Consider the following 17128-nt stretch of genomic DNA (forward strand, 5'->3'; position numbering starts at 1 on the left):
CGACGTGAGCGCAGTCACCACGCTCGCCGCGGTGGCGGACCCCAACGGCACGGTGCTCAACGGCGCCCTGCTGGTGGCTCTGCCGATCGCGCTGCTCGGCGGACTCGTCTCCTTCTTCTCGCCGTGCGTCCTGCCGCTGGTGCCCGGTTACCTGTCCTACGTGACGGGGGTCGCCGGCACCGACCTCGCCGAGGCCCGGCGCGGCCGGATGGTCGCGGGCGCCTCCCTGTTCGTGCTCGGCTTCACCGCCGTGTTCGTCTCCACCGGGGCGCTGTTCGGCTACTTCGGACAGACGCTCCAGGAACAGCAGGGCGTCCTGTCCAAGGTGCTCGGCGTCCTCATGATCCTCATGGGCGTCTTCTTCATGGGCCTGATGCCCTGGCTCACCCAGCGGGAGTTCCGCTTCCACCGGCGGCCCGTGGCCGGGCTGGTCGGCGCGCCCGTGCTCGGCGCGCTGTTCGGGATCGGCTGGACGCCCTGCATCGGCCCCACCCTCGCCTCCGTGCTGGCTCTCTCCTCCGACCAGGGCAGCGCCGGACGCGGTGCCGTCCTGACCATCGCGTACTGTCTGGGCCTGGGCGTGCCCTTCGTGCTCGCCGCGGTCGCCTTCCGCAAGGCCCTCGGAGCCTTCGGCTGGATCAAGCGCCACTACGTCTGGGTGATGCGGATCGGCGGCACCATGATGATCGTGACCGGTCTGCTCCTGCTGACCGGCGCGTGGGACCGCATCGTGCAGGAGATGCAGGTCTGGTCCGACGGCTTCACTGTGGGGATCTGATCGATGAGCAAGACCACCGCCTCCGACCCGGCCCCCTCCGCCGCCGAGGACCAGGAGCTGGGCGACGCCGGCTCCCAGCTGTCCACCGCCCCCAAGGAGGACGCGCCCAACCTGCCCGCCCTGGGCGTCATCGGCTGGGCCCGCTGGTTCTGGCGGCAGCTGACCTCCATGCGGGTCGCGCTCCTGCTGCTCCTGCTGCTCTCCCTCGGCGCGATCCCCGGCTCGCTCATCCCGCAGTCCGGCCAGGACGAGACGAAGGTCGCCGACTTCCGCAAGGGCAACCCCACCCTCGGCGATGTCTACGACAAGCTCGGGCTGTTCCACGTCTACAGCTCGGTGTGGTTCTCCGCGATCTACATCCTGCTGTTCGTCTCCCTCATCGGCTGCATCGTGCCCCGCACCTGGCAGTTCGTCGGCCAGCTGCGCGGCCTGCCGCCCGGCGCGCCCCGGCGGCTGAACCGGCTGCCCGCGCACACCACCTGGCGCACCACGGCCGAACCCGAGCAGGTCCACCAGGCCGCCCTGGCCCTGCTGAAGAAGCGCCGCTTCCGCACCCACCTCACCGGGGGCGCCGTCGCCGCGGAGAAGGGCTATCTGCGCGAGCTGGGCAACCTCGTCTTCCACATCGCCCTCATCGTGATGCTGATCGCCTTCGCCTGGGGGCAGCTCTTCAAGTCCGAGGGCAACAAGCTCGTCGTCGAGGGCGACGGCTTCTCCAACACCCTCACCCAGTACGACGACTTCAAGTCCGGCAACCTCTTCACGTCCGACGACTTGGTGCCGTTCAGCTTCAACCTGAAGAAGTTCACCGGCACCTACGAGCGCACCGGCCCCAACAAGGGCACCCCGCGCGTCTACAAGGCCGACATCACCTACAGCTCCGGCGCCTACGGCAAGGACGAGAACGACACCGTCGAGGTCAACCACCCGCTGGAGATCGGCGACTCCAAGGTCTACCTCGTCAGCCACGGCTACGCGCCGGTCATCACCGTCCGCGACGCCAAGGGCAAGGTCGTCTTCGACGACGCCGTACCGCTGCTGCCGCTGGACGCCAACGTCACCTCCTCCGGCGTCGTCAAGGTCCTCGACGGCTACCGCAACGCCCAGGGCAAGAAGGAGCAGCTCGGCTTCAACGCCTTCTTCGTGCCGACCTTCGGCGGCCACGCCAGCGGCACGATGCTGTCCCAGTTCCCGGCGCTGGACAATCCGCTGCTCGCGCTGTCCGCCTACCACGGCGACCTCGGGGCCGACTCGGGCATCCCGCAGAGCGTGTACCAGATGGACCGCACCAACATGAAGGAGTTCAAGGACTCCCAGGGCAAGCTGTTCAAGAAGCTGCTGAAGCCCGGCGAGACCATGAAGCTCCCGAACGGCGCCGGTTCGGTCACCTTCGGCAAGGACATCAAGGAGTGGGCCGGCTTCCAGGTCGTCCAGCAGCCCGGCAGCGGCTGGGCCCTCGCCGGTGCCCTCGCCGCGATCGGCGGCCTCGCCGCCTCCCTGTTCATCCAGCGCCGCCGCGTCTGGGTGCGCGCGGTCAAGGGTGCCGACGGCGTCACCGTCGTCGAGATGGCCGGCCTCGGCCGCAGCGAGTCCGCCAAGGTCCCCGAGGAGCTGGGCCACCTCGCCGGCGACCTCTACGAGCAGGCACCGGGCGCTCCCGACCCCGACACCCCCGCAGATTCCCCCGACCCCGCCCAGGAGCCGGGTACCGAAACCCCCGTACCTGCCGAAGGGGCTGAGAAGTGACTCTCGCCGCCGCCACCAACGAAAACCTCGCGCAGATCAGCAATGTGCTGATCTACTCCGCGATGGCCGTCTACACCCTGGCCTTTTTCGCGTACATCGCCGAATGGCTCTTCGGCAGCCGCAGCAAGGTCGCCAGGACCGCCGCCGCGCTCACCAGCAAGCAGGGCGCGGAGAAGGCACCGGCCGTCACCGTGAACCAGGCCGGCGGCACCGCCGTGCTGGAGCGGCCGAAGGTCACCGTGCGGGCCGTGGCCGGCCGGCGCGACGTGCCGGACGGTCCCGGGGCACACGGCGGGGACGAGCAGGGCGACCTGTACGGCCGGATCGCCATCTCCCTCACGGTGCTCGCCTTCCTGGTCGAGCTGGGCGGTGTCCTCACCCGCGCCCTGTCGGTGGAGCGGGCGCCGTGGGGCAACATGTACGAGTTCAACATCACGTTCTCCACGGTCGCGGTCGGCGTGTACCTCGGGCTGCTGGCGCTGAAGAAGAACGTGCGCTGGCTCGGCCTGTTCCTGATCACGTCGGTCCTGCTCGACCTGGGCCTGGCGGTCACGGTCCTCTACACCGCCAGCGACCAGCTGGTCCCGGCCCTGCACTCGTACTGGCTGTACATCCACGTCTCGACGGCGATCTTCTGCGGCGCGGTCTTCTACGTCGGCGCGGTCGGCACGATCCTGTACCTGTTCAAGGACTCCTACGAGAGCAAGCTCGCGAGCGGCGGCACGCCCGGCACCTTCGCGACCTCCGTCCTGGAGCGGCTGCCCTCCTCCGCCTCCCTCGACAAGTTCTCCTACCGCGTCAACGCGGCCGTCTTCCCGCTGTGGACGTTCACGATCATCGCGGGCGCCATCTGGGCCGGCGACGCCTGGGGCCGCTACTGGGGCTGGGACCCGAAGGAGACCTGGTCCTTCATCACCTGGGTCGCCTACGCCTGCTACCTGCACGCCCGCGCCACCGCCGGCTGGAAGGGCCGCAAGGCCGCCTACCTGGCCCTCATCGCCTTCGGCTGCTGGCTGTTCAACTACTACGGCGTGAACATCTTCGTCTCCGGCAAGCACTCCTACGCGGGCGTGTGACGCGCTCCTTCCCAGCAGCGGTCAGCCCTGCCGGGCGACGCTCGTGATCACCTCCCGCAGCCGGGTCGCGTACCGGGACAGGTTCTCGTGCGCGATCTCGGTGTCGGGGTAGCGGCAGGCGAACCACAGGCCCTCGTGGAGTCTGTTGACCCAGACGCAGACCCGGTCGCCGTACGAGACCCTGACCAGTCCGTAGACCTTCTGCTCGGCCCACTGCCCGGAGCCGGGGACGTCGCGGGCGTCGAGGTAGGAGACCAGGGAGTACAGGTCGGGAGACGTGGGGCGGAAGTCCGTTCCGATCAGCCGGAGCACCCGCTCCAGGGGTGTGCGGGCCAGCCGCCGGTTGGCGCGCAGCTCGGCGTGTGCGTTCTCCAGGGCTCCGTGGAAGTCATGGACCTCCGCCAGCGGGATCTCGACCGGGGCCCCGCCGACGTACCAGCCCACGGAGTCCGACCACCGGGACCTCACCCGGGTGTGGAACGGCACGACGGTGCGGAAGACGGGCTCCCCCTCGATCTCCAGGACGATGAGCGCAGTGGCCGCCAGCACGCCGACCAGGCTGCCGCCGTAGGGCCGGCAGTACGCCTCGAACGCCTCCGCGTCGTCGGCGTCCACCAGCGGCTCGCACAGCGCCTTCTGCCGGGGCAGCCCGCCGTCGTTGTCCAGGCCGAGATCGACCGGGAAGTTCGGCAGCTGCCCCCCGCAGTTCTTGATGAACTCCCGCCAGCGGACCACGATGTCGTGGTTCTCGTCCAGCTTGTCCGCGTCCGCCCGTTCGGCCTGGCAGAAGTCGACGTAGCTGGCCACGGGTTCCTGCTGCGGTGAGCGGCCCGCCGCGACCGCCGCGTAGAGCTCATGGAGGGCGGCGGGGATGTTCTGGAGCGAGTAGGCGTCGACGTTGCTGTGGTCGAAGGCCATGTACACGCTGGTGCTGTCGTCCCGGAGGACCGCCGCGTAGATGAAGTTGGGCCACCGGAGTGCGTCCGCCACGGTGTCGAACCGCTTCTGGAGATGCTCGGCCAGTGCTGCCTCGTCCGTGAAGTCGCCGACCTGCTCCCGGTGCAGCCGCACGTCCTCGCTGCCGAGCGTGAACCGGGTGATCTCGTCACCGGGCGGCCCGGACCAGGCGAAGCCGCTGCGCAGCGTCTCGTGCCGCAGTGTCCAGGCGTGCAGCGCGTCCTGGAGGACGTCCGGTTCCGCCCGGCCCGGGAGATCGAAACACACGCCGATCCAGGTCGGTACGAACAATCCGTCCTCACGCACGGACCGGGAGGTCCTGATGTGCGACTCCTGGATGTAGGCCGGGGGTCTGGAGTCATCCGGGAGGCCCTCCATCGCCCCGGCGGCCCCAGGATCGAGCGTCCACTCCACGAGTCGTCCCGGCCGTACCTCACAGTGCCGGATGTCCGTCAAGCGCACGAGGTGCCTCCGTTCGCGGATGGGATGTCCCGATCAAGATGTGCCCGTGGCGGTGAACACCCCACACCGGACTCTCGAAGGGTCAGTCGAACGGATGCCACCCCGGGTGGCGAGCGTTCCGGAGGCGGTTCGGGTCAGCCGTCCCGGTCGCCGATGTCCTCGCGCCACAGCTCCGGGCGCTCGATGACGAAGCCGCGCATCAGTTCGATGCTCTCGGGGTCGTCCAGCAGGACGATCTCCACGCCGTGTCGCGCCAGCCAGTCGTGCCCTCCCCGGAAGGTGGTCGCCTCGCCGATCACCACCCGGGAGATGCCGAACTGCCGGACCAGTCCGCAGCAGTACCAGCACGGCGACAGGGTGGTCACCATCGTCGTACCCCGGTAGGAGCGTTGCCGTCCCGCCGACCGGAAGGCCGCTGTCTCCGCGTGCATCGTGGGGTCGCCGTCCTGGACACGGCGGTTGTGGCCGCGGCCGAGGAGGGTGCCGTCGGGGCCGTACAGCGCGGCGCCGATGGGGATACCGCCCTCGGCGAGGCCGGTGCGGGCTTCCTCGACGGCGGTGGCGAGCCACGATCGGGCCTGTGCCTGGTCCATGGCCTCATCCATGACCTGTGTGAGCCGCTCTGTAACCTGCCCCGGTCATCGCCGCGCCGAGGGCGTTCGGGTCCCCCGGTACGGGTGCCGTGCCGGCCGTCATCACCTGGCTGATGGTCCCGGCGCGTCCGCTGTCGATCCTGCCGTCGTACCGGCTGCGGTGAGCCCGTCGGGGCAGGCGTCCAGGTACGCGTGCAGCGCGCCCGCGCCCTCGATCATGATTCTGGTGCGGGCCGTCAGCGCCGCACCGCGAGCCGCGACGGCGGCCCGCAGCGCCGCACTGCCGCCCTCCCGCCGCAGCCCCTCCAGCACCGGCCTGATCTGGTCGAACAGATAGTGGCTGCGGCGCAGGGTGTGCACGAGCCGGGCGTCGCGCACATCGGCCGGTTCGTAGATCCGGTAGCCCGTCCCGCGCTCGCGCCCCGGTGTGAGCAGCCCGGCGCCCTCCCACACCCGCAGCGCGGACGTCCGTACGCCCAGCAGCACGGCCACCTCGCCGATGCGCAGGCCGCCGGAGCGGGGGAGCGGGGCCGGGGGTTCCAGAGCCAGCAGTTCCAGGGCCTCGCTCGCCGCCCGCAGGGACACCCGCTCCTCGTGCAGGGCGGCATGCGCGGCGTCGACCAGCGCGAGCGCACCCGGGACGTCCCCCGCGTGCAGGGTCCGCATGATCCCCGCCGCCGTCACCGGCCCGTACCCCCGCATCAGCGCCCGGTACGCCAGCAGCGCACCGCGGTGCACCTCCCCGAAGACGCGGTAGCCGGACGGGGTCCGCGCGGCCGGCGGGAGCACCCCGGCGTCCTCGTAGTTGCGGATCTGCTGCGCCGAGACACCGGCCAGCCGGGCCAGGTCGACGGGGCGAAGGCGGCGGTCGTTCGTCATCGATTTGAAGGTTACGGCAGGAAACAGCCGGTGGAACCTTCTCAAGTCTCAATACAGCACTTAAATGGAAGACTTGAAGGAATGGACGACTGCATCCGCGTCACCGGCGCACGCCTGAACAACCTCAAGAACGTCTCCCTCTCCCTGCCGAAGAACAAGCTGGTCGTGCTGACCGGCCTCTCCGGCTCAGGCAAGTCCACCCTCGCCTTCGACACCCTCCACCGGGAGGGCCAGCGGCAGTACCTGGAGTCGCTGGGCATGGTCACCGGCTTCGTCAGCAAGCCCGCCGTCGACTCGATCACCGGCCTGTCCCCGTCCATCAGCGTCGACCAGCACCTCACCAACCGCAGCCCCCGCTCCACGGTCGGCACGGTCACCGAGGTCTTCACCTACCTGCGGCTGCTGTGGTCGCGCATCGGGATCCGGCCCTGCCCCGGCTGCGGCAAAGACATCCCGCCGTCCTACGCCGACGGCGCCGAGGCCGACGAGGACGCCGAGCCCGAGCAGCGGCCCTGCCCGCACTGCTCCACCCCGGTGCCCGAACTGGTCATGGGTTCCTTCTCCTTCAACAAGCCCGCCGGAGCCTGCCCGGCCTGCACCGGCCTGGGCGAGGTGATCCGCCCCGACGTGCGGCGCCTGGTCGACGACGGCAAGCCGGTCGCGCAGGGGGCGGTGAAGGGCTGGAACGCGAAGTACACCGACTGGAGCCTGCCCGTGCTGCGGGCCGCCGCCGCCCACTACGGCTTCACCTTCGACACGGACACACCGTTCGGCGAGCTCGACTGCATACAGCAGGACTTGCTCCTCCACGGCGTCGAAAGCCCCGAGTTCCGGCGGCACTTCCCCGACACCGCGCCACCGGCGACCGTGACGGCGGGCCGCTTCGAAGGGGTCGCGACGGCGCTGCTGCGCCGCTACAACGACCGCGCCGACGACCCCGACTACCGCGAACGGGCCGAGCGGCAGGGCCTGGTGAAGCAGCCCTGCGCGGAGTGCGGCGGGACCCGGCTGTGCGCCCGGGCCCGGGCGGTGACCGTGCACGGCCTCACCGTCGTCGAGGCCGCCCGGCTGCCGCTGACCGACCTCGGCGCGTGGCTGACCGGCCTGCGCGAGCGGTCGGGCGGGGACGAGTGGCTGCTCGTGGAGCCGGTCGTCGCCGACCTGGAGGAGCGGGTCCGGCGCCTGCTGGACGTCGGCGTCGGCTACCTCACCCTGGGCCAGGCCACACCCAGCCTCTCCGCCGGCGAGACCCAGCGACTGCGGCTGGCCGCCCTGCTCGGCTCCGGCCTGACCGGCGTCCTCTACGTCCTGGACGAGCCGACCATCGGCCTGCACCCCTCGGACACCGCCCGTCTGATCGGGGTCCTGCGCCGCCTGCGCGACCTGGGCAACACCGTGCTCGTCGTCGAGCACGACCTGGAGGTGCTGCGGGCGGCGGACCACGTCGTCGACGTCGGGCCGGGGGCGGGCCGGGACGGCGGGCGGATCGTCGCCGAGGGCACGCCGGAGGAGGTGGCCCGGGCCGAGGGCTCCGTCACCGGCGCGTACCTCTCGGGCCGCCTCCCGGCACCCCGGTCGCGCGGCCGCGGGGACGCCGACGCGGCCCTGCTGATCAGGGGAGCCCGGGCCCACAACCTCAAGGACGTCACCGTACGGATCCCGCTGGGGCGACTGGTGACGGTCACGGGCCCGTCCGGCTCGGGCAAGTCGACCCTGCTGCTGGACATCCTCGGCCGGGCCGCCCGCCGGCACTTCCACGGGGCGGGGGAGCTGCCCGCCGAGCACGACGGCATCGACGGCTGGGAGCACCTGACCAAGGCCGTCCTCATCGACCAGGCGCCGGTGGGCCGCGTGCCCCGTTCCAACGCGGCGACCTACTCGGACGTCTTCACCCCGGTCCGGGAGGCCTTCGCGGCGGCCGGACGGCTGCCCGCGGGCCGCTTCTCCTTCAACGTGCCGGGCGGCCGCTGCGAACGCTGCGAGGGCGCCGGTGTGCTGACGGTCCGCATGCACTTCCTCCCGGCCGTCCCGGTGCGCTGCCCGGCCTGCCGGGGGCGCCGCTTCCGGCCCGAGGTGCTCGCCGTCCGGTACGCGGGCCACGACATCGCGGAGGTGCTGGAGGCGACGGTGGACGAGGCGCTGGAGGTCTTCCGGGACGTGCCCGCCGTGGCCGGACGGCTGCGCCGCATGGCCGACGTGGGCCTCGGCTACCTCCCGCTGGGCCAGCCCGCCACCACGCTGTCCGGCGGCGAGGCCCAACGTCTGAAACTGGCGAAGGAGTTGGGCCGCAGGGCGAGCGAGCGCACGCTGTACGTCCTCGACGAACCGACGACGGGCCTGCACGCCGCGGACACGGCCCGGCTGCTGGACGCCCTGCAACGGCTGGTGGACGCGGGCCACTCCGTCATCACCATCGAGCACAACACGGACGTCATGCGGGCCTCCGACTGGCTGATCGACCTCGGGCCGGTCGGCGGGGCGGGCGGGGGGCGGGTGATGGCGGAGGGGACCGGATGGGCTGCGCCCGGTACGGGTGCGTCGTAGGCTCGTGAACATCGGGGATTCGCGTCGAAAAGGCGAAACTCAGATGCGCCTTCTGATGGTGCACGAGCACGGCGGGGAAGTGACTTCCTATGGCGACATTCGTCAACTATCAGAGCAGCAGAATCGTCGAATTGATGGACGCGCGCGAAGATCAGCGTGATGCCGAATGGTTGAAGGACGCACTGCAGCAGGCCGTCATGCTGGAACTCTCGACGCTTCCGCCGTATCTGTGCGCCCTGTGGTCCATCGAGGATCAGGAATCCGACGTGGCCCAGGCCATTCGCCGCGTCGTATTCGACGAGATGTCGCATCTGGGGCTCGCCGGAAATCTGCTGACGACCATCGGTGGCATGCCCCGCCTCGCCGACGCCCAGACGGCACCGAAATACCCCGGCCCGCTGCCCGGGGGCGTGCGCCCGGACCTGACCGTCTTCCTGAGCGGGCTGACCAAGGATTCCCTGGATCTGTTCTCCCGCATCGAGGAGCCGGACGACCCGGTCACGGTGGAGAGCAGCGGGCACACGTCCATCGGGGCCTTCTACTCGGCGATCGGCGAGGCGTTCCGGCAGCATCCGCAGCTGATCACCGGCACCCGGCAGATACGCCGGCTCATGTCGCACCACGGCGAGGGCAACGACGTTCTGGAGATCACCTGGCTCGCCGGCGTCGAGAAGGCCATCGGCATCATCAAGGAGCAGGGTGAGGGCACGGCGGCCTCGCCGGAGAATCCGCACCCAGGAGAGCAGGGGGAACTCGCCCACTTCTATGTCTTCCGCGAACTCTTCCACGGCCGCAAGCTGATCAGGACCTCTCAGAACCCCGACCGGTGGGAATTCCTCGGAGACGCCATACCCATGCCCTCCGTCCTCCCCATGGGGAAGGTTCCGGCAGGCGGCTGGGAAGCCGGAGGCCTGCCCGCGCCGGACGACGAGACGAGGCAGCGGCTGGTGGAGGTCAATCTCCAGTACAGCGCGATGCTCAAGTTCCTGGAAGACGCCTGGGAGGCCACCACGACGGCCACGATGCAGAGCAGGCTCGCGGCCGCGGTGACCAGGATGCGCATGCTCGTCGAGCCCTCTCAGCTCCTGATGCAGCGCGCACTGCCCGACGGCAGCGACAAGACTTATGGCCCGGAATTCCGATATGTAGAGCCTTGATCGCTGACTGACGGCGCCGTGACCTGTTGGAGCACGGCGTAGTCCGCGAAGCTGCGGCGGTAGCGCAGGTGCCTCGTCTCCTGGGTGTGCCTGCGCTGCCACTCCTCCACCTCGCCGGGCCCCTGACACCGGCCCGAACCCGCCCCGCAGTCCCGCTCCTCGCCGGAGACGCAGTACGCCTCGTACTCGGGCAGCGCCGACGCGTCCTGCACGATCGTGTACGGCACGTACCGGAAGATCCTGCGTCCCGTCGACTCCCCACCGTGCTCCGCGCGTTGGTGCTGGCGCAGCAGCACGTTCGCGTCCGTCACCGCACTGCCGTCGAACGCCGCGCGTGCGCGGTCCCGCCGCAGCGCCAGTTCCTCGCAGGCCGCGCACCCGGGCACCGGGGAGGGCGGCCGGGTCGGATCGGCCGACAGGCCCTCCCTGGAACGGTCGTTGAGCGCACGCACGCCCGCGCTCAGCCGCTCCTCCGGTGTCGCCTCCCGGATCCTCGCCGGGTCCGCCTGCCATTCCCGGCCGCCGCCGACCGGGCGCAGCATCACGTACGGGCCGGTCCTGTCCTGGTACTCGCCGACCTTGCACGTCTGCGGGTCGTAGACGAGCGTTCCCGGTTCCATTCCGCGCACCTCCGTCACTCTGGGTGTATCGAGCGTTGCGCACGGGAACAGTCCGGTTCAATGCTTGGCGTGTGACACCGGTGGACTGTCACGGAGGGGGAGCCTTGAGCCGACGGAACGGCGGAGCGGACTCGGGGGCGAGCACGGCCGCCGTGTTCGGTGAGGTGCTGCGGCACTTCCGCGAGGCCGCGCTGCTCACGCAGGAGGGTCTGGCCCGACAGATCCCGTGCGACCGGTCGCACGTGGCGCGGGTCGAGGGCGGTACGAGGGTTCCGCAGGACACGTTCGCCAAGACCTGTGACGAACTGTTGGGCACAGGTGGGGTGTTGGCGCGGCTGTGGGCGCGGATCGACTGGTATCCGCAGGTGGAGCATCCGGACTGGTTCCGGCGGCGGGCAGAGATGGACGAGGTGGCCGTCTCCCTCCGGGAGTACCAGGAGCGGGTGATGCCGGGCCTGTTGCAGACGGCGGATTATGCGCAGTCGCTGTTCTCCCTGCTGGTGAGCGGCGAGGAGCTGGAGGAGCGCGTGCGCGCGCGACTGAGTCGCCAGCAGCGTTTCCTGGCGGAGGGCGGCCCGCTGTACATCGTCGTTCTCGACGAGAGCTGCCTGCGCAACATGATCGGCGGTCCGGCCGTGATGAGGGACCAGTGCGCGCACTTGCTCAACGTCGGACGGCGGCCCAACATCCGGATCCAGGTCGCCCCTGCCTCACGCCTCGGCCTGTTCCGGCCCAGTGGTTCCATGTCGCTGATCAAGCTGCCCGACGGGCACGACTGGGTCTACTCGGAATCGCTGGATCGCGGCCATTTCAACGACGATCCGGCCCTCTTCGCGCGCCACAGCCACACTTATGATGTGCTCAGGGCGGACGCCCTGTCAGCTCCCCAGTCCGCCGATCTGATCCACGAAACGATGGAGAGGTACGCGCATCATGGACGGGAACTCGCTGACCTGGATCAGGAGCAGCTACAGCGACGCCAACGGCGGCAACTGCATAGAAATAGCCCCCGGTTACCCCGAAACCGTCCCCGTCCGCGACAGCAAGAACCCTGACGGGCCGGTCCTGCTCGTAAGCCGGTCTGCCTGGGCGGCGTTCACCGACGCCCTCTGATTGCCGGTCTCAGACGCCGGTCCGCCCGTCGACAAGCTCACGCACGACGTCGAGGTGGCCGTTGTGGCGGGACGTCTCCTCGATGAGGTGGAGGATCACCCAGCGGAGGTCGACATGGCGGCCATCGCTGATGGGACGCTTGGCCGTTGAGTTCAGGTCGTGCTCGGACACCAGGCGGCGGTAACGGGCGCTCTGCTCCTGGTACTCGACGAGAAGCCGGGGCAACGGGATGTCGACCGCCGTCCGCATCTCGGGGTCGGGATCATCGTCGGTCGCCTCGGTGAGCGGCCCCACGGGCTCCTCGCCCAGGAACATCACCTCGAACCAGTAGTGCTCGACCCAACGCAGATGGCTGATCAGCCCGCACAACGTCATCAGCGGCGAACTCGGGAGCGGGGCCTTGCGGGCGTCTTCGGCTGACACGCCCTCGCACTTGGCCAGCGCGGTGTCCCGGGCGTAGTCCAGGAAGGTGACCAGCTGCGTACGCTCGTCCCATGCGGGAGGCGTATCGGTTCTTTGAGTCATCGAGGGGAGCTTCGCGCAGCTCTGAAGAGATGTCGACTCAATTGATCGGAACCCGCACAGGCACTAGTCCTCGCGCCTGCGCTCGTCCGGGTCCGTGTCCGGGTCCTTGTCCTGGTCGAGTGACTTCAGGAAGTCGGGATTGTCGTCGGGCGCCACCCACTGCCGGGGACGCTCCGCCGCCGGCACCCGCTTCTTGCCGGCGATGAGCCAGGAGATCGACCCGACGAGCGGAAACAGCAGCACGAGGATCGCCCACAGCGGCTTGGGCATGTGGCGGATCTCGTCGTCCTTCGTGCTGATGCAGTCGATGAACGCGTACACGCTGAGCGCCAGCGGGACGAGGAACATCAGTACCCGGAGCATGCGGCCTCTCAGCGAAAGCGGGTGGGTGGTTCCAGGCCAGGGTAGCGGCTCGGGGATACTGGACCCCATGGCTTACGACGATCTTCGCTCCCTGCTCAGGGCGCTGGAGCGCGAGGGCGACCTCAAGCGCATCAAGGCCGAGGTGGACCCGTACCTGGAGGTCGGGGAGATCGTCGACCGGGTGCAGAAGTCCGGCGGCCCCGCCCTGCTCTTCGAGAACGTGCGCGGGTCGAGCATGCCGCTCGCGATGAACGTGTTCGGCACGGACCGGCGGCTGCTGAAGTCCCTGGGCCTCAAGTCCTACGCCGAGATCTCCGAGCGGATCGGCGGACTGCTCAAGCCCGAGCTGCCGCACGGCTTCGTCGGGGTCCGGGAGGCCTTCGGCAAGCTCGGCGCGATGACGCACGTACCGCCGAAGAAGGTGAAGGACGGCCCCGTGCAGGAGGTCGTCCTGACCGGGGACGACGTCGACCTCGACCAGCTGCCCGCCCTGTTCACCTGGCCGAAGGACGGCGGGTCGTTCTTCAACCTGGGGCTGACCCACACCAAGGACCCGGAGAGCGGCGTCCGCAACCTCGGGCTGTACCGGCTCCAGCGGCACGACAAGCGCACCATCGGCATGCACTGGCAGATCCACAAGGACAGCCGGAACCACTACCAGGTGGCCGCGCGCCGGGGTGAGCGGCTGCCCGTCGCGATCGCCTTCGGGTGCCCGCCCGCCGTGACGTACGCCTCCACCGCCCCGCTGCCCGGCGACATCGACGAGTACCTGTTCGCCGGGTTCCTCGCGGGCAAGCGGATCGAGATGGTCGACTGCAAGACCGTGCCCCTCCAGGTGCCGGCGCAGGCCGAGGTCGTGATCGAGGGCTGGCTGGAGCCGGGCGAGATGCTGCCCGAGGGCCCGTTCGGCGACCACACCGGCTTCTACACGCCGCAGGAGCCCTTCCCCGCACTGAAGATCGACTGCATCACGATGCGGAAGCGGCCGCTGCTCCAGTCGATCGTCGTGGGCCGCCCGCCGACGGAGGACGGGCCGCTGGGCCGAGCGACGGAACGCTTCTTCCTGCCGCTGCTGAAGATCATCGTGCCGGACATCGTGGACTACCACCTGCCGGAGGCGGGCGGCTTCCACAACTGCGCGATCGTCTCGATCGACAAGAAGTACCCGAAGCACGCGCAGAAGGTCATGCACGCGATCTGGGGCGCGCACATGATGTCGCTGACCAAGCTCATCGTGGTCGTCGACTCCGACTGCGACGTGCACGATCTGCACGAGGTCGCCTGGCGGGCCCTGGGCAACACGGACTACGCCCGCGATCTGTCGATCGTCGAGGGCCCCGTCGACCACCTCGACCACGCCTCCTACCAGCAGTTCTGGGGCGGCAAGGCCGGCATCGACGCGACGAAGAAGTGGCCCGAGGAGGGCTACACCCGCGACGGCGGCTGGCCCGACATGGTCGAGTCGGACCCGGAGACGGCGGCGAAGGTGGACCGCCGCTGGAAGGAGTACGGGCTGTGACCTCCGCTTCCGCCGCCATCCCCCAGCCGGGACGCACCAAGGCCTTCCTGCGGCTGGTGATGATCGAGCACTCGGTGTTCGCGCTGCCCTTCGCCTACATCGCCGCGCTCACCGCCATGTTCCAGTGGGACAAGAACATCCACTGGGGCAAGCTGCTGCTGGTCACCGTCTGCATGGTGGGGCTGCGCACGTTCGCGATGGCGGTCAACCGGATCATCGACCGGGAGATCGACGCGCGCAATCCGCGCACGGCGCAGCGCGAGCTGGTGACGGGCGCGATGTCGGTGAAGCACGCCTGGACGGGCGCGCTGATCGCCCTGGCCGTGTTCCTCGGCGCGGCGGCCCTGCTCAACCCGCTGTGCCTGGCGCTGGCCCCCATCGCGGTGATCCCGATGGTGGTCTACCCCTACGGCAAGCGGTTCACGAACTTCCCGCAGGCCATCCTCGGCCTCGCCCAGGCCATGGGCCCGGTCGGCGGCTGGCTGGCGATCACGGGCTCCTGGTCCTGGGACGCGGTGATCCTCGGTCTGGCCGTCGGGATCTGGATCGGCGGCTTCGACCTGATCTACGCCTGCCAGGACGTGGAGACCGACCGTGAGATCGGCGTCATGTCCGTCCCGGCGCGGTTCGGCATCCCGTCGGCGATCTGGGGCGCCCGCGTCTGCCACGCCCTCACGACCGCCCTGTTCGTCTGGTACGCCCTCGCCACCGGTGCCGGGGCGTTCTTCTGGCTGGGCCTTCTGATCGTCGCCGGGGCCTTCCTCTACGAGCACTCGATCGTGCGCCCCCACGACCTCTCCCGCGTGAACCGCGCGTTCTTCAGCGTCAACGGCTTCATCGGCATCGCCCTGTTCGTGTGCGCGCTGCTGGACCTGCTGGTGCGTGGCCTCACCGTGTGAGCGCGGCCGGGGCTGTGGGGCCGCGGCGGAACACGAACGCCGCCGCCACCCCCGCCAGCAGGCCCAGCAGATGGCCCTGCCAGCTGACGCCCGTCTGGGTCGGGGCCAGGCCCGCCAGGATCGAGCCGCCCCAGACCGCGGCGATCAGGACGCCCGCCAGGACGCCCCAGGGGCGGCGCTCGACGAAGCCGCTGACCAGGAGGAAGCCGAAGAGGCCGAAGATCACGCCGGAGGCGCCCGCGGTGTTGGTGCGGTCCGGGGCTATGAGCCAGACGCCCAGGCCGTCGACGACGATGATCAGCGCGCAGACGAGCAGGAACCGGCGCAGGCCGGCGAGCGCCGCGAGGAAGCCGAGGACCAGCAGCGGCACGGTGTTCGCCGCCAGATGGGCGAAACCGAAGTGGATGAAGGACGAGGGGACGACATCGACCAGTTCGGACGGGTCGCGCGGGGTGACGCCGAAGCCGTCCAGCGCGTGGCCCGTGGCGACGTCGACCACTTCCAGCAGCCACAGCAGCGCGACCCAGGCGAGCATGAGCTTGCCCGCGGCCAGCGCACGGTCGCCGTTCGACCACCCGGCTTGCGGACCCGACATGGCGACCCCCAGTGCTCGCTCGTCCCCTCCGTGCAACGGCCCGCACCCCTTGGCCGGTTCCCACGCCGTGGCGCCGGATAGGCTCGGTGTTGTGAACCCAGTCAAGCCAGGCGAGATGCCGCGTACGCCTTGGATCGTAGGGGTGTCCGGGGCTTCCGGCACCCCGTATGCCGCTGCCGTGCTGCGGGCTCTTCTGGATGCCGGCGAGAGCGTCGATCTCGTGGTGTCCCGGGCGTCCCGGCTGACCCTGCTGGACGAGACCGGGATCTCCTTCCGGGACGCCCACTGGCAGGCCGACCTGCGGGAATGGCTGTCCCGGGGCGCCGACGGCAAGCCGGACACCTTCTCCGTCGACATCGGCGCCGTACGGCACTGGAGCGCCGGTGACCTGGCCGCCGGCCCCTCCTCGGGGTCGTACCCCACCAAGGGCATGCTCATCGTGCCCGCCTCGACGGCGAGCGTGGCGGGGGTCGCGCTCGGCCTGTCGAAGGACCTGCTCCAGCGGGCGGCGAGCGTGACCCTCAAGGAGGGACGCAAGCTGATCGTGGCCGTGCGCGAGACCCCGCTGAACGGCCAGACCCTGCGGCACCTGGTCACCCTCGACGACGCGGGCGCGACGGTCGTGCCCGCCTCACCCGCCTTCTACGCGGGCGCGACGCACATCCAGGACCTGGTGGACTTCGTCGCCGGACGCGTACTCGACGCGGCGGGCGTGCCGCACCGGCTCTACCGCCGTTGGCAGGGTGAACTCGGCGGCGGTGCGCACCGCGACGGCTGAGCAGCACCCGAACCTCATCGGACTCAACGACAACTTCAGCGGAAGGCTTCGATCGCAATGGACGCGGTGGACAGGCAGCTCATCCAGGCCCTGAGGGAGAACGGCCGGGCCTCCTACGCGGAGCTGGGACGCCTCGTCGGACTGTCGGGACCCAGTGTCACCGACCGCATCAACCGGCTGGAGGCGGCCGGGGTCATCACCGGCTACCGGGCCACCGTCGACGCCGCCTCGCTCGGCCTCGGAGTCACCGCCCTGATCGGCATCTCACTCTCCGACGCCACCGACCACGAGGACGTGGCGCAGCGGCTGAAGGACCTCTCGGAGATCGAGGACTGCTGGTTCATCGCGGGCGACGACTCGTACATGCTCAAGGTGCGGGCGGCGGACGTCGACGGCCTGGAGAAGATGATCCGGCGGCTCAGCGGGATCGAGGGCGTCTCCCGCACGCGGACGACGATCGTGCTCTCCACGAAGTGGGAGAACCGGGTCGGGGAGCTGCCCGAAGAGGAGTAGAGCGGTAGCCG

The 17128-nt window shown here is 70.0% G+C and carries 18 protein-coding genes; 11 read left to right on the forward strand and 7 right to left on the reverse strand.

What is annotated here, in order from left to right:
* Positions 1-4: 4 nt before the first annotated feature.
* From RFN52_RS23275 to ccsB, 3 genes are read left to right on the forward strand one after another with little or no spacing between them, the layout of a single operon-like run.
* Positions 5-778 carry a cytochrome c biogenesis CcdA family protein gene (locus tag RFN52_RS23275; protein WP_184848711.1) on the forward strand — a complete coding sequence of 258 codons (774 nt, stop codon included), beginning with the start codon at positions 5-7 and terminating at the stop codon, positions 776-778.
* A gap of 3 nt (positions 779-781) precedes the next feature.
* Entirely contained in the window at positions 782-2524 is a 1743-nt protein-coding gene (gene resB, locus RFN52_RS23280) for a cytochrome c biogenesis protein ResB (RefSeq protein WP_184848713.1), read from the forward strand.
* Positions 2521-3600 (forward strand): c-type cytochrome biogenesis protein CcsB, encoded by a 1080-nt coding sequence (gene ccsB, locus RFN52_RS23285; protein WP_184848715.1) that lies wholly within the window; start codon positions 2521-2523, stop codon positions 3598-3600. The genes resB and ccsB overlap by 4 nt, the downstream gene beginning before the upstream one ends.
* Before the next feature lie 21 nt (positions 3601-3621).
* Here the strand turns inward: ccsB and RFN52_RS23290 are convergent, their stop codons facing one another.
* From RFN52_RS23290 to RFN52_RS23300, 3 genes are all read right to left on the reverse strand, one after another.
* The gene (locus tag RFN52_RS23290) at positions 3622-5019 is read right to left on the reverse strand and encodes a condensation domain-containing protein (protein WP_184848717.1); all 1398 of its coding nucleotides are present in this window, start codon (positions 5017-5019) and stop codon (positions 3622-3624) included.
* Between the two features lie 134 nt (positions 5020-5153).
* Positions 5154-5612 carry a nucleoside deaminase gene (locus RFN52_RS23295; protein ID WP_184848719.1) on the reverse strand — a complete coding sequence of 153 codons (459 nt, stop codon included), beginning with the start codon at positions 5610-5612 and terminating at the stop codon, positions 5154-5156.
* A gap of 102 nt (positions 5613-5714) precedes the next feature.
* Positions 5715-6491 (reverse strand): MerR family transcriptional regulator, encoded by a 777-nt coding sequence (locus RFN52_RS23300; RefSeq protein WP_184848721.1) that lies wholly within the window; start codon positions 6489-6491, stop codon positions 5715-5717.
* 81 nt (positions 6492-6572) lie between these two features.
* Between RFN52_RS23300 and uvrA the strand changes: the two genes are divergently transcribed.
* Both uvrA and RFN52_RS23310 read left to right on the forward strand, forming a co-directional pair.
* Positions 6573-9035 carry an excinuclease ABC subunit UvrA gene (gene uvrA / locus RFN52_RS23305; protein ID WP_184848723.1) on the forward strand — a complete coding sequence of 821 codons (2463 nt, stop codon included), beginning with the start codon at positions 6573-6575 and terminating at the stop codon, positions 9033-9035.
* 89 nt (positions 9036-9124) lie between these two features.
* Positions 9125-10192, forward strand: a complete 1068-nt coding sequence (locus tag RFN52_RS23310) for a ferritin-like domain-containing protein (RefSeq protein ID WP_184848725.1) — start codon at positions 9125-9127, stop codon at positions 10190-10192.
* On the opposite strand, the gene RFN52_RS23315 is transcribed toward RFN52_RS23310, so the two are convergent.
* Positions 10159-10812: a DUF7848 domain-containing protein gene (locus tag RFN52_RS23315; protein ID WP_184848727.1), complete on the reverse strand. Its 654-nt coding sequence runs from the start codon at positions 10810-10812 to the stop codon at positions 10159-10161. The genes RFN52_RS23310 and RFN52_RS23315 overlap by 34 nt on opposite strands.
* Positions 10813-10916: 104 nt before the next feature.
* Here RFN52_RS23315 and RFN52_RS23320 point away from each other — a divergent pair, with 104 nt between their 5' ends.
* Together RFN52_RS23320 and RFN52_RS23325 are read left to right on the forward strand one after the other, a co-directional pair.
* Positions 10917-11867, forward strand: coding sequence for a helix-turn-helix domain-containing protein (locus RFN52_RS23320; RefSeq protein ID WP_184848729.1), 951 nt, complete (start codon positions 10917-10919; stop codon positions 11865-11867).
* The gene (locus RFN52_RS23325) at positions 11815-11925 is read left to right on the forward strand and encodes a DUF397 domain-containing protein (RefSeq protein WP_229856558.1); all 111 of its coding nucleotides are present in this window, start codon (positions 11815-11817) and stop codon (positions 11923-11925) included. Before RFN52_RS23320 ends, RFN52_RS23325 begins: the two co-directional genes overlap by 53 nt.
* Before the next feature lie 9 nt (positions 11926-11934).
* On the opposite strand, the gene RFN52_RS23330 is transcribed toward RFN52_RS23325, so the two are convergent.
* Both RFN52_RS23330 and RFN52_RS23335 read right to left on the reverse strand, forming a co-directional pair.
* Positions 11935-12450 (reverse strand): DinB family protein, encoded by a 516-nt coding sequence (locus RFN52_RS23330; protein ID WP_184848731.1) that lies wholly within the window; start codon positions 12448-12450, stop codon positions 11935-11937.
* A 63-nt stretch (positions 12451-12513) separates the two neighbouring features.
* Positions 12514-12813 carry a PLD nuclease N-terminal domain-containing protein gene (locus RFN52_RS23335; protein ID WP_184848733.1) on the reverse strand — a complete coding sequence of 100 codons (300 nt, stop codon included), beginning with the start codon at positions 12811-12813 and terminating at the stop codon, positions 12514-12516.
* A 67-nt stretch (positions 12814-12880) separates the two neighbouring features.
* Here RFN52_RS23335 and RFN52_RS23340 point away from each other — a divergent pair, with 67 nt between their 5' ends.
* Entirely contained in the window at positions 12881-14332 is a 1452-nt protein-coding gene (locus tag RFN52_RS23340) for a menaquinone biosynthesis decarboxylase (RefSeq protein WP_184848735.1), read from the forward strand.
* Complete coding sequence (gene mqnP / locus RFN52_RS23345; RefSeq protein ID WP_184848737.1) at positions 14329-15231, forward strand: menaquinone biosynthesis prenyltransferase MqnP; 903 nt, start codon at positions 14329-14331, stop codon at positions 15229-15231. The genes RFN52_RS23340 and mqnP overlap by 4 nt, the downstream gene beginning before the upstream one ends.
* Here the strand turns inward: mqnP and RFN52_RS23350 are convergent.
* Positions 15221-15826: a rhomboid family intramembrane serine protease gene (locus RFN52_RS23350; protein WP_184848739.1), complete on the reverse strand. Its 606-nt coding sequence runs from the start codon at positions 15824-15826 to the stop codon at positions 15221-15223. The genes mqnP and RFN52_RS23350 overlap by 11 nt on opposite strands.
* Before the next feature lie 115 nt (positions 15827-15941).
* Between RFN52_RS23350 and RFN52_RS23355 the strand changes: the two genes are divergently transcribed.
* The gene (locus tag RFN52_RS23355) at positions 15942-16604 is read left to right on the forward strand and encodes a UbiX family flavin prenyltransferase (RefSeq protein ID WP_033314054.1); all 663 of its coding nucleotides are present in this window, start codon (positions 15942-15944) and stop codon (positions 16602-16604) included.
* 57 nt (positions 16605-16661) lie between these two features.
* The gene (locus RFN52_RS23360) at positions 16662-17117 is read left to right on the forward strand and encodes an Lrp/AsnC family transcriptional regulator (protein WP_033314055.1); all 456 of its coding nucleotides are present in this window, start codon (positions 16662-16664) and stop codon (positions 17115-17117) included.
* The last annotated feature ends 11 nt before the right edge of the window (positions 17118-17128 follow it).

Origin of the sequence: Streptomyces collinus (assembly GCF_031348265.1) — a bacterium.
In the GTDB taxonomy this organism is placed as follows: Bacteria; Actinomycetota; Actinomycetes; order Streptomycetales; family Streptomycetaceae; genus Streptomyces; species Streptomyces collinus.

Coding starts and splice junctions, on each gene's coding strand:
- resB (WP_184848713.1), top strand. CDS start 782: ATGAGCAAGACCACCGCCTCCGACCCGGCCCCCTCCGCCGCCGAGGAC.
- RFN52_RS23335 (WP_184848733.1), bottom strand. CDS start 12,813: ATGCTCCGGGTACTGATGTTCCTCGTCCCGCTGGCGCTCAGCGTGTAC.
- RFN52_RS23355 (WP_033314054.1), top strand. CDS start 15,942: ATGCCGCGTACGCCTTGGATCGTAGGGGTGTCCGGGGCTTCCGGCACC.
- RFN52_RS23360 (WP_033314055.1), top strand. CDS start 16,662: ATGGACGCGGTGGACAGGCAGCTCATCCAGGCCCTGAGGGAGAACGGC.
- RFN52_RS23350 (WP_184848739.1), bottom strand. CDS start 15,826: ATGTCGGGTCCGCAAGCCGGGTGGTCGAACGGCGACCGTGCGCTGGCC.
- RFN52_RS23340 (WP_184848735.1), top strand. CDS start 12,881: ATGGCTTACGACGATCTTCGCTCCCTGCTCAGGGCGCTGGAGCGCGAG.
- RFN52_RS23315 (WP_184848727.1), bottom strand. CDS start 10,812: ATGGAACCGGGAACGCTCGTCTACGACCCGCAGACGTGCAAGGTCGGC.
- RFN52_RS23300 (WP_184848721.1), bottom strand. CDS start 6,491: ATGACGAACGACCGCCGCCTTCGCCCCGTCGACCTGGCCCGGCTGGCC.
- RFN52_RS23330 (WP_184848731.1), bottom strand. CDS start 12,450: ATGACTCAAAGAACCGATACGCCTCCCGCATGGGACGAGCGTACGCAG.
- RFN52_RS23310 (WP_184848725.1), top strand. CDS start 9,125: ATGGCGACATTCGTCAACTATCAGAGCAGCAGAATCGTCGAATTGATG.
- uvrA (WP_184848723.1), top strand. CDS start 6,573: ATGGACGACTGCATCCGCGTCACCGGCGCACGCCTGAACAACCTCAAG.
- RFN52_RS23295 (WP_184848719.1), bottom strand. CDS start 5,612: ATGGACCAGGCACAGGCCCGATCGTGGCTCGCCACCGCCGTCGAGGAA.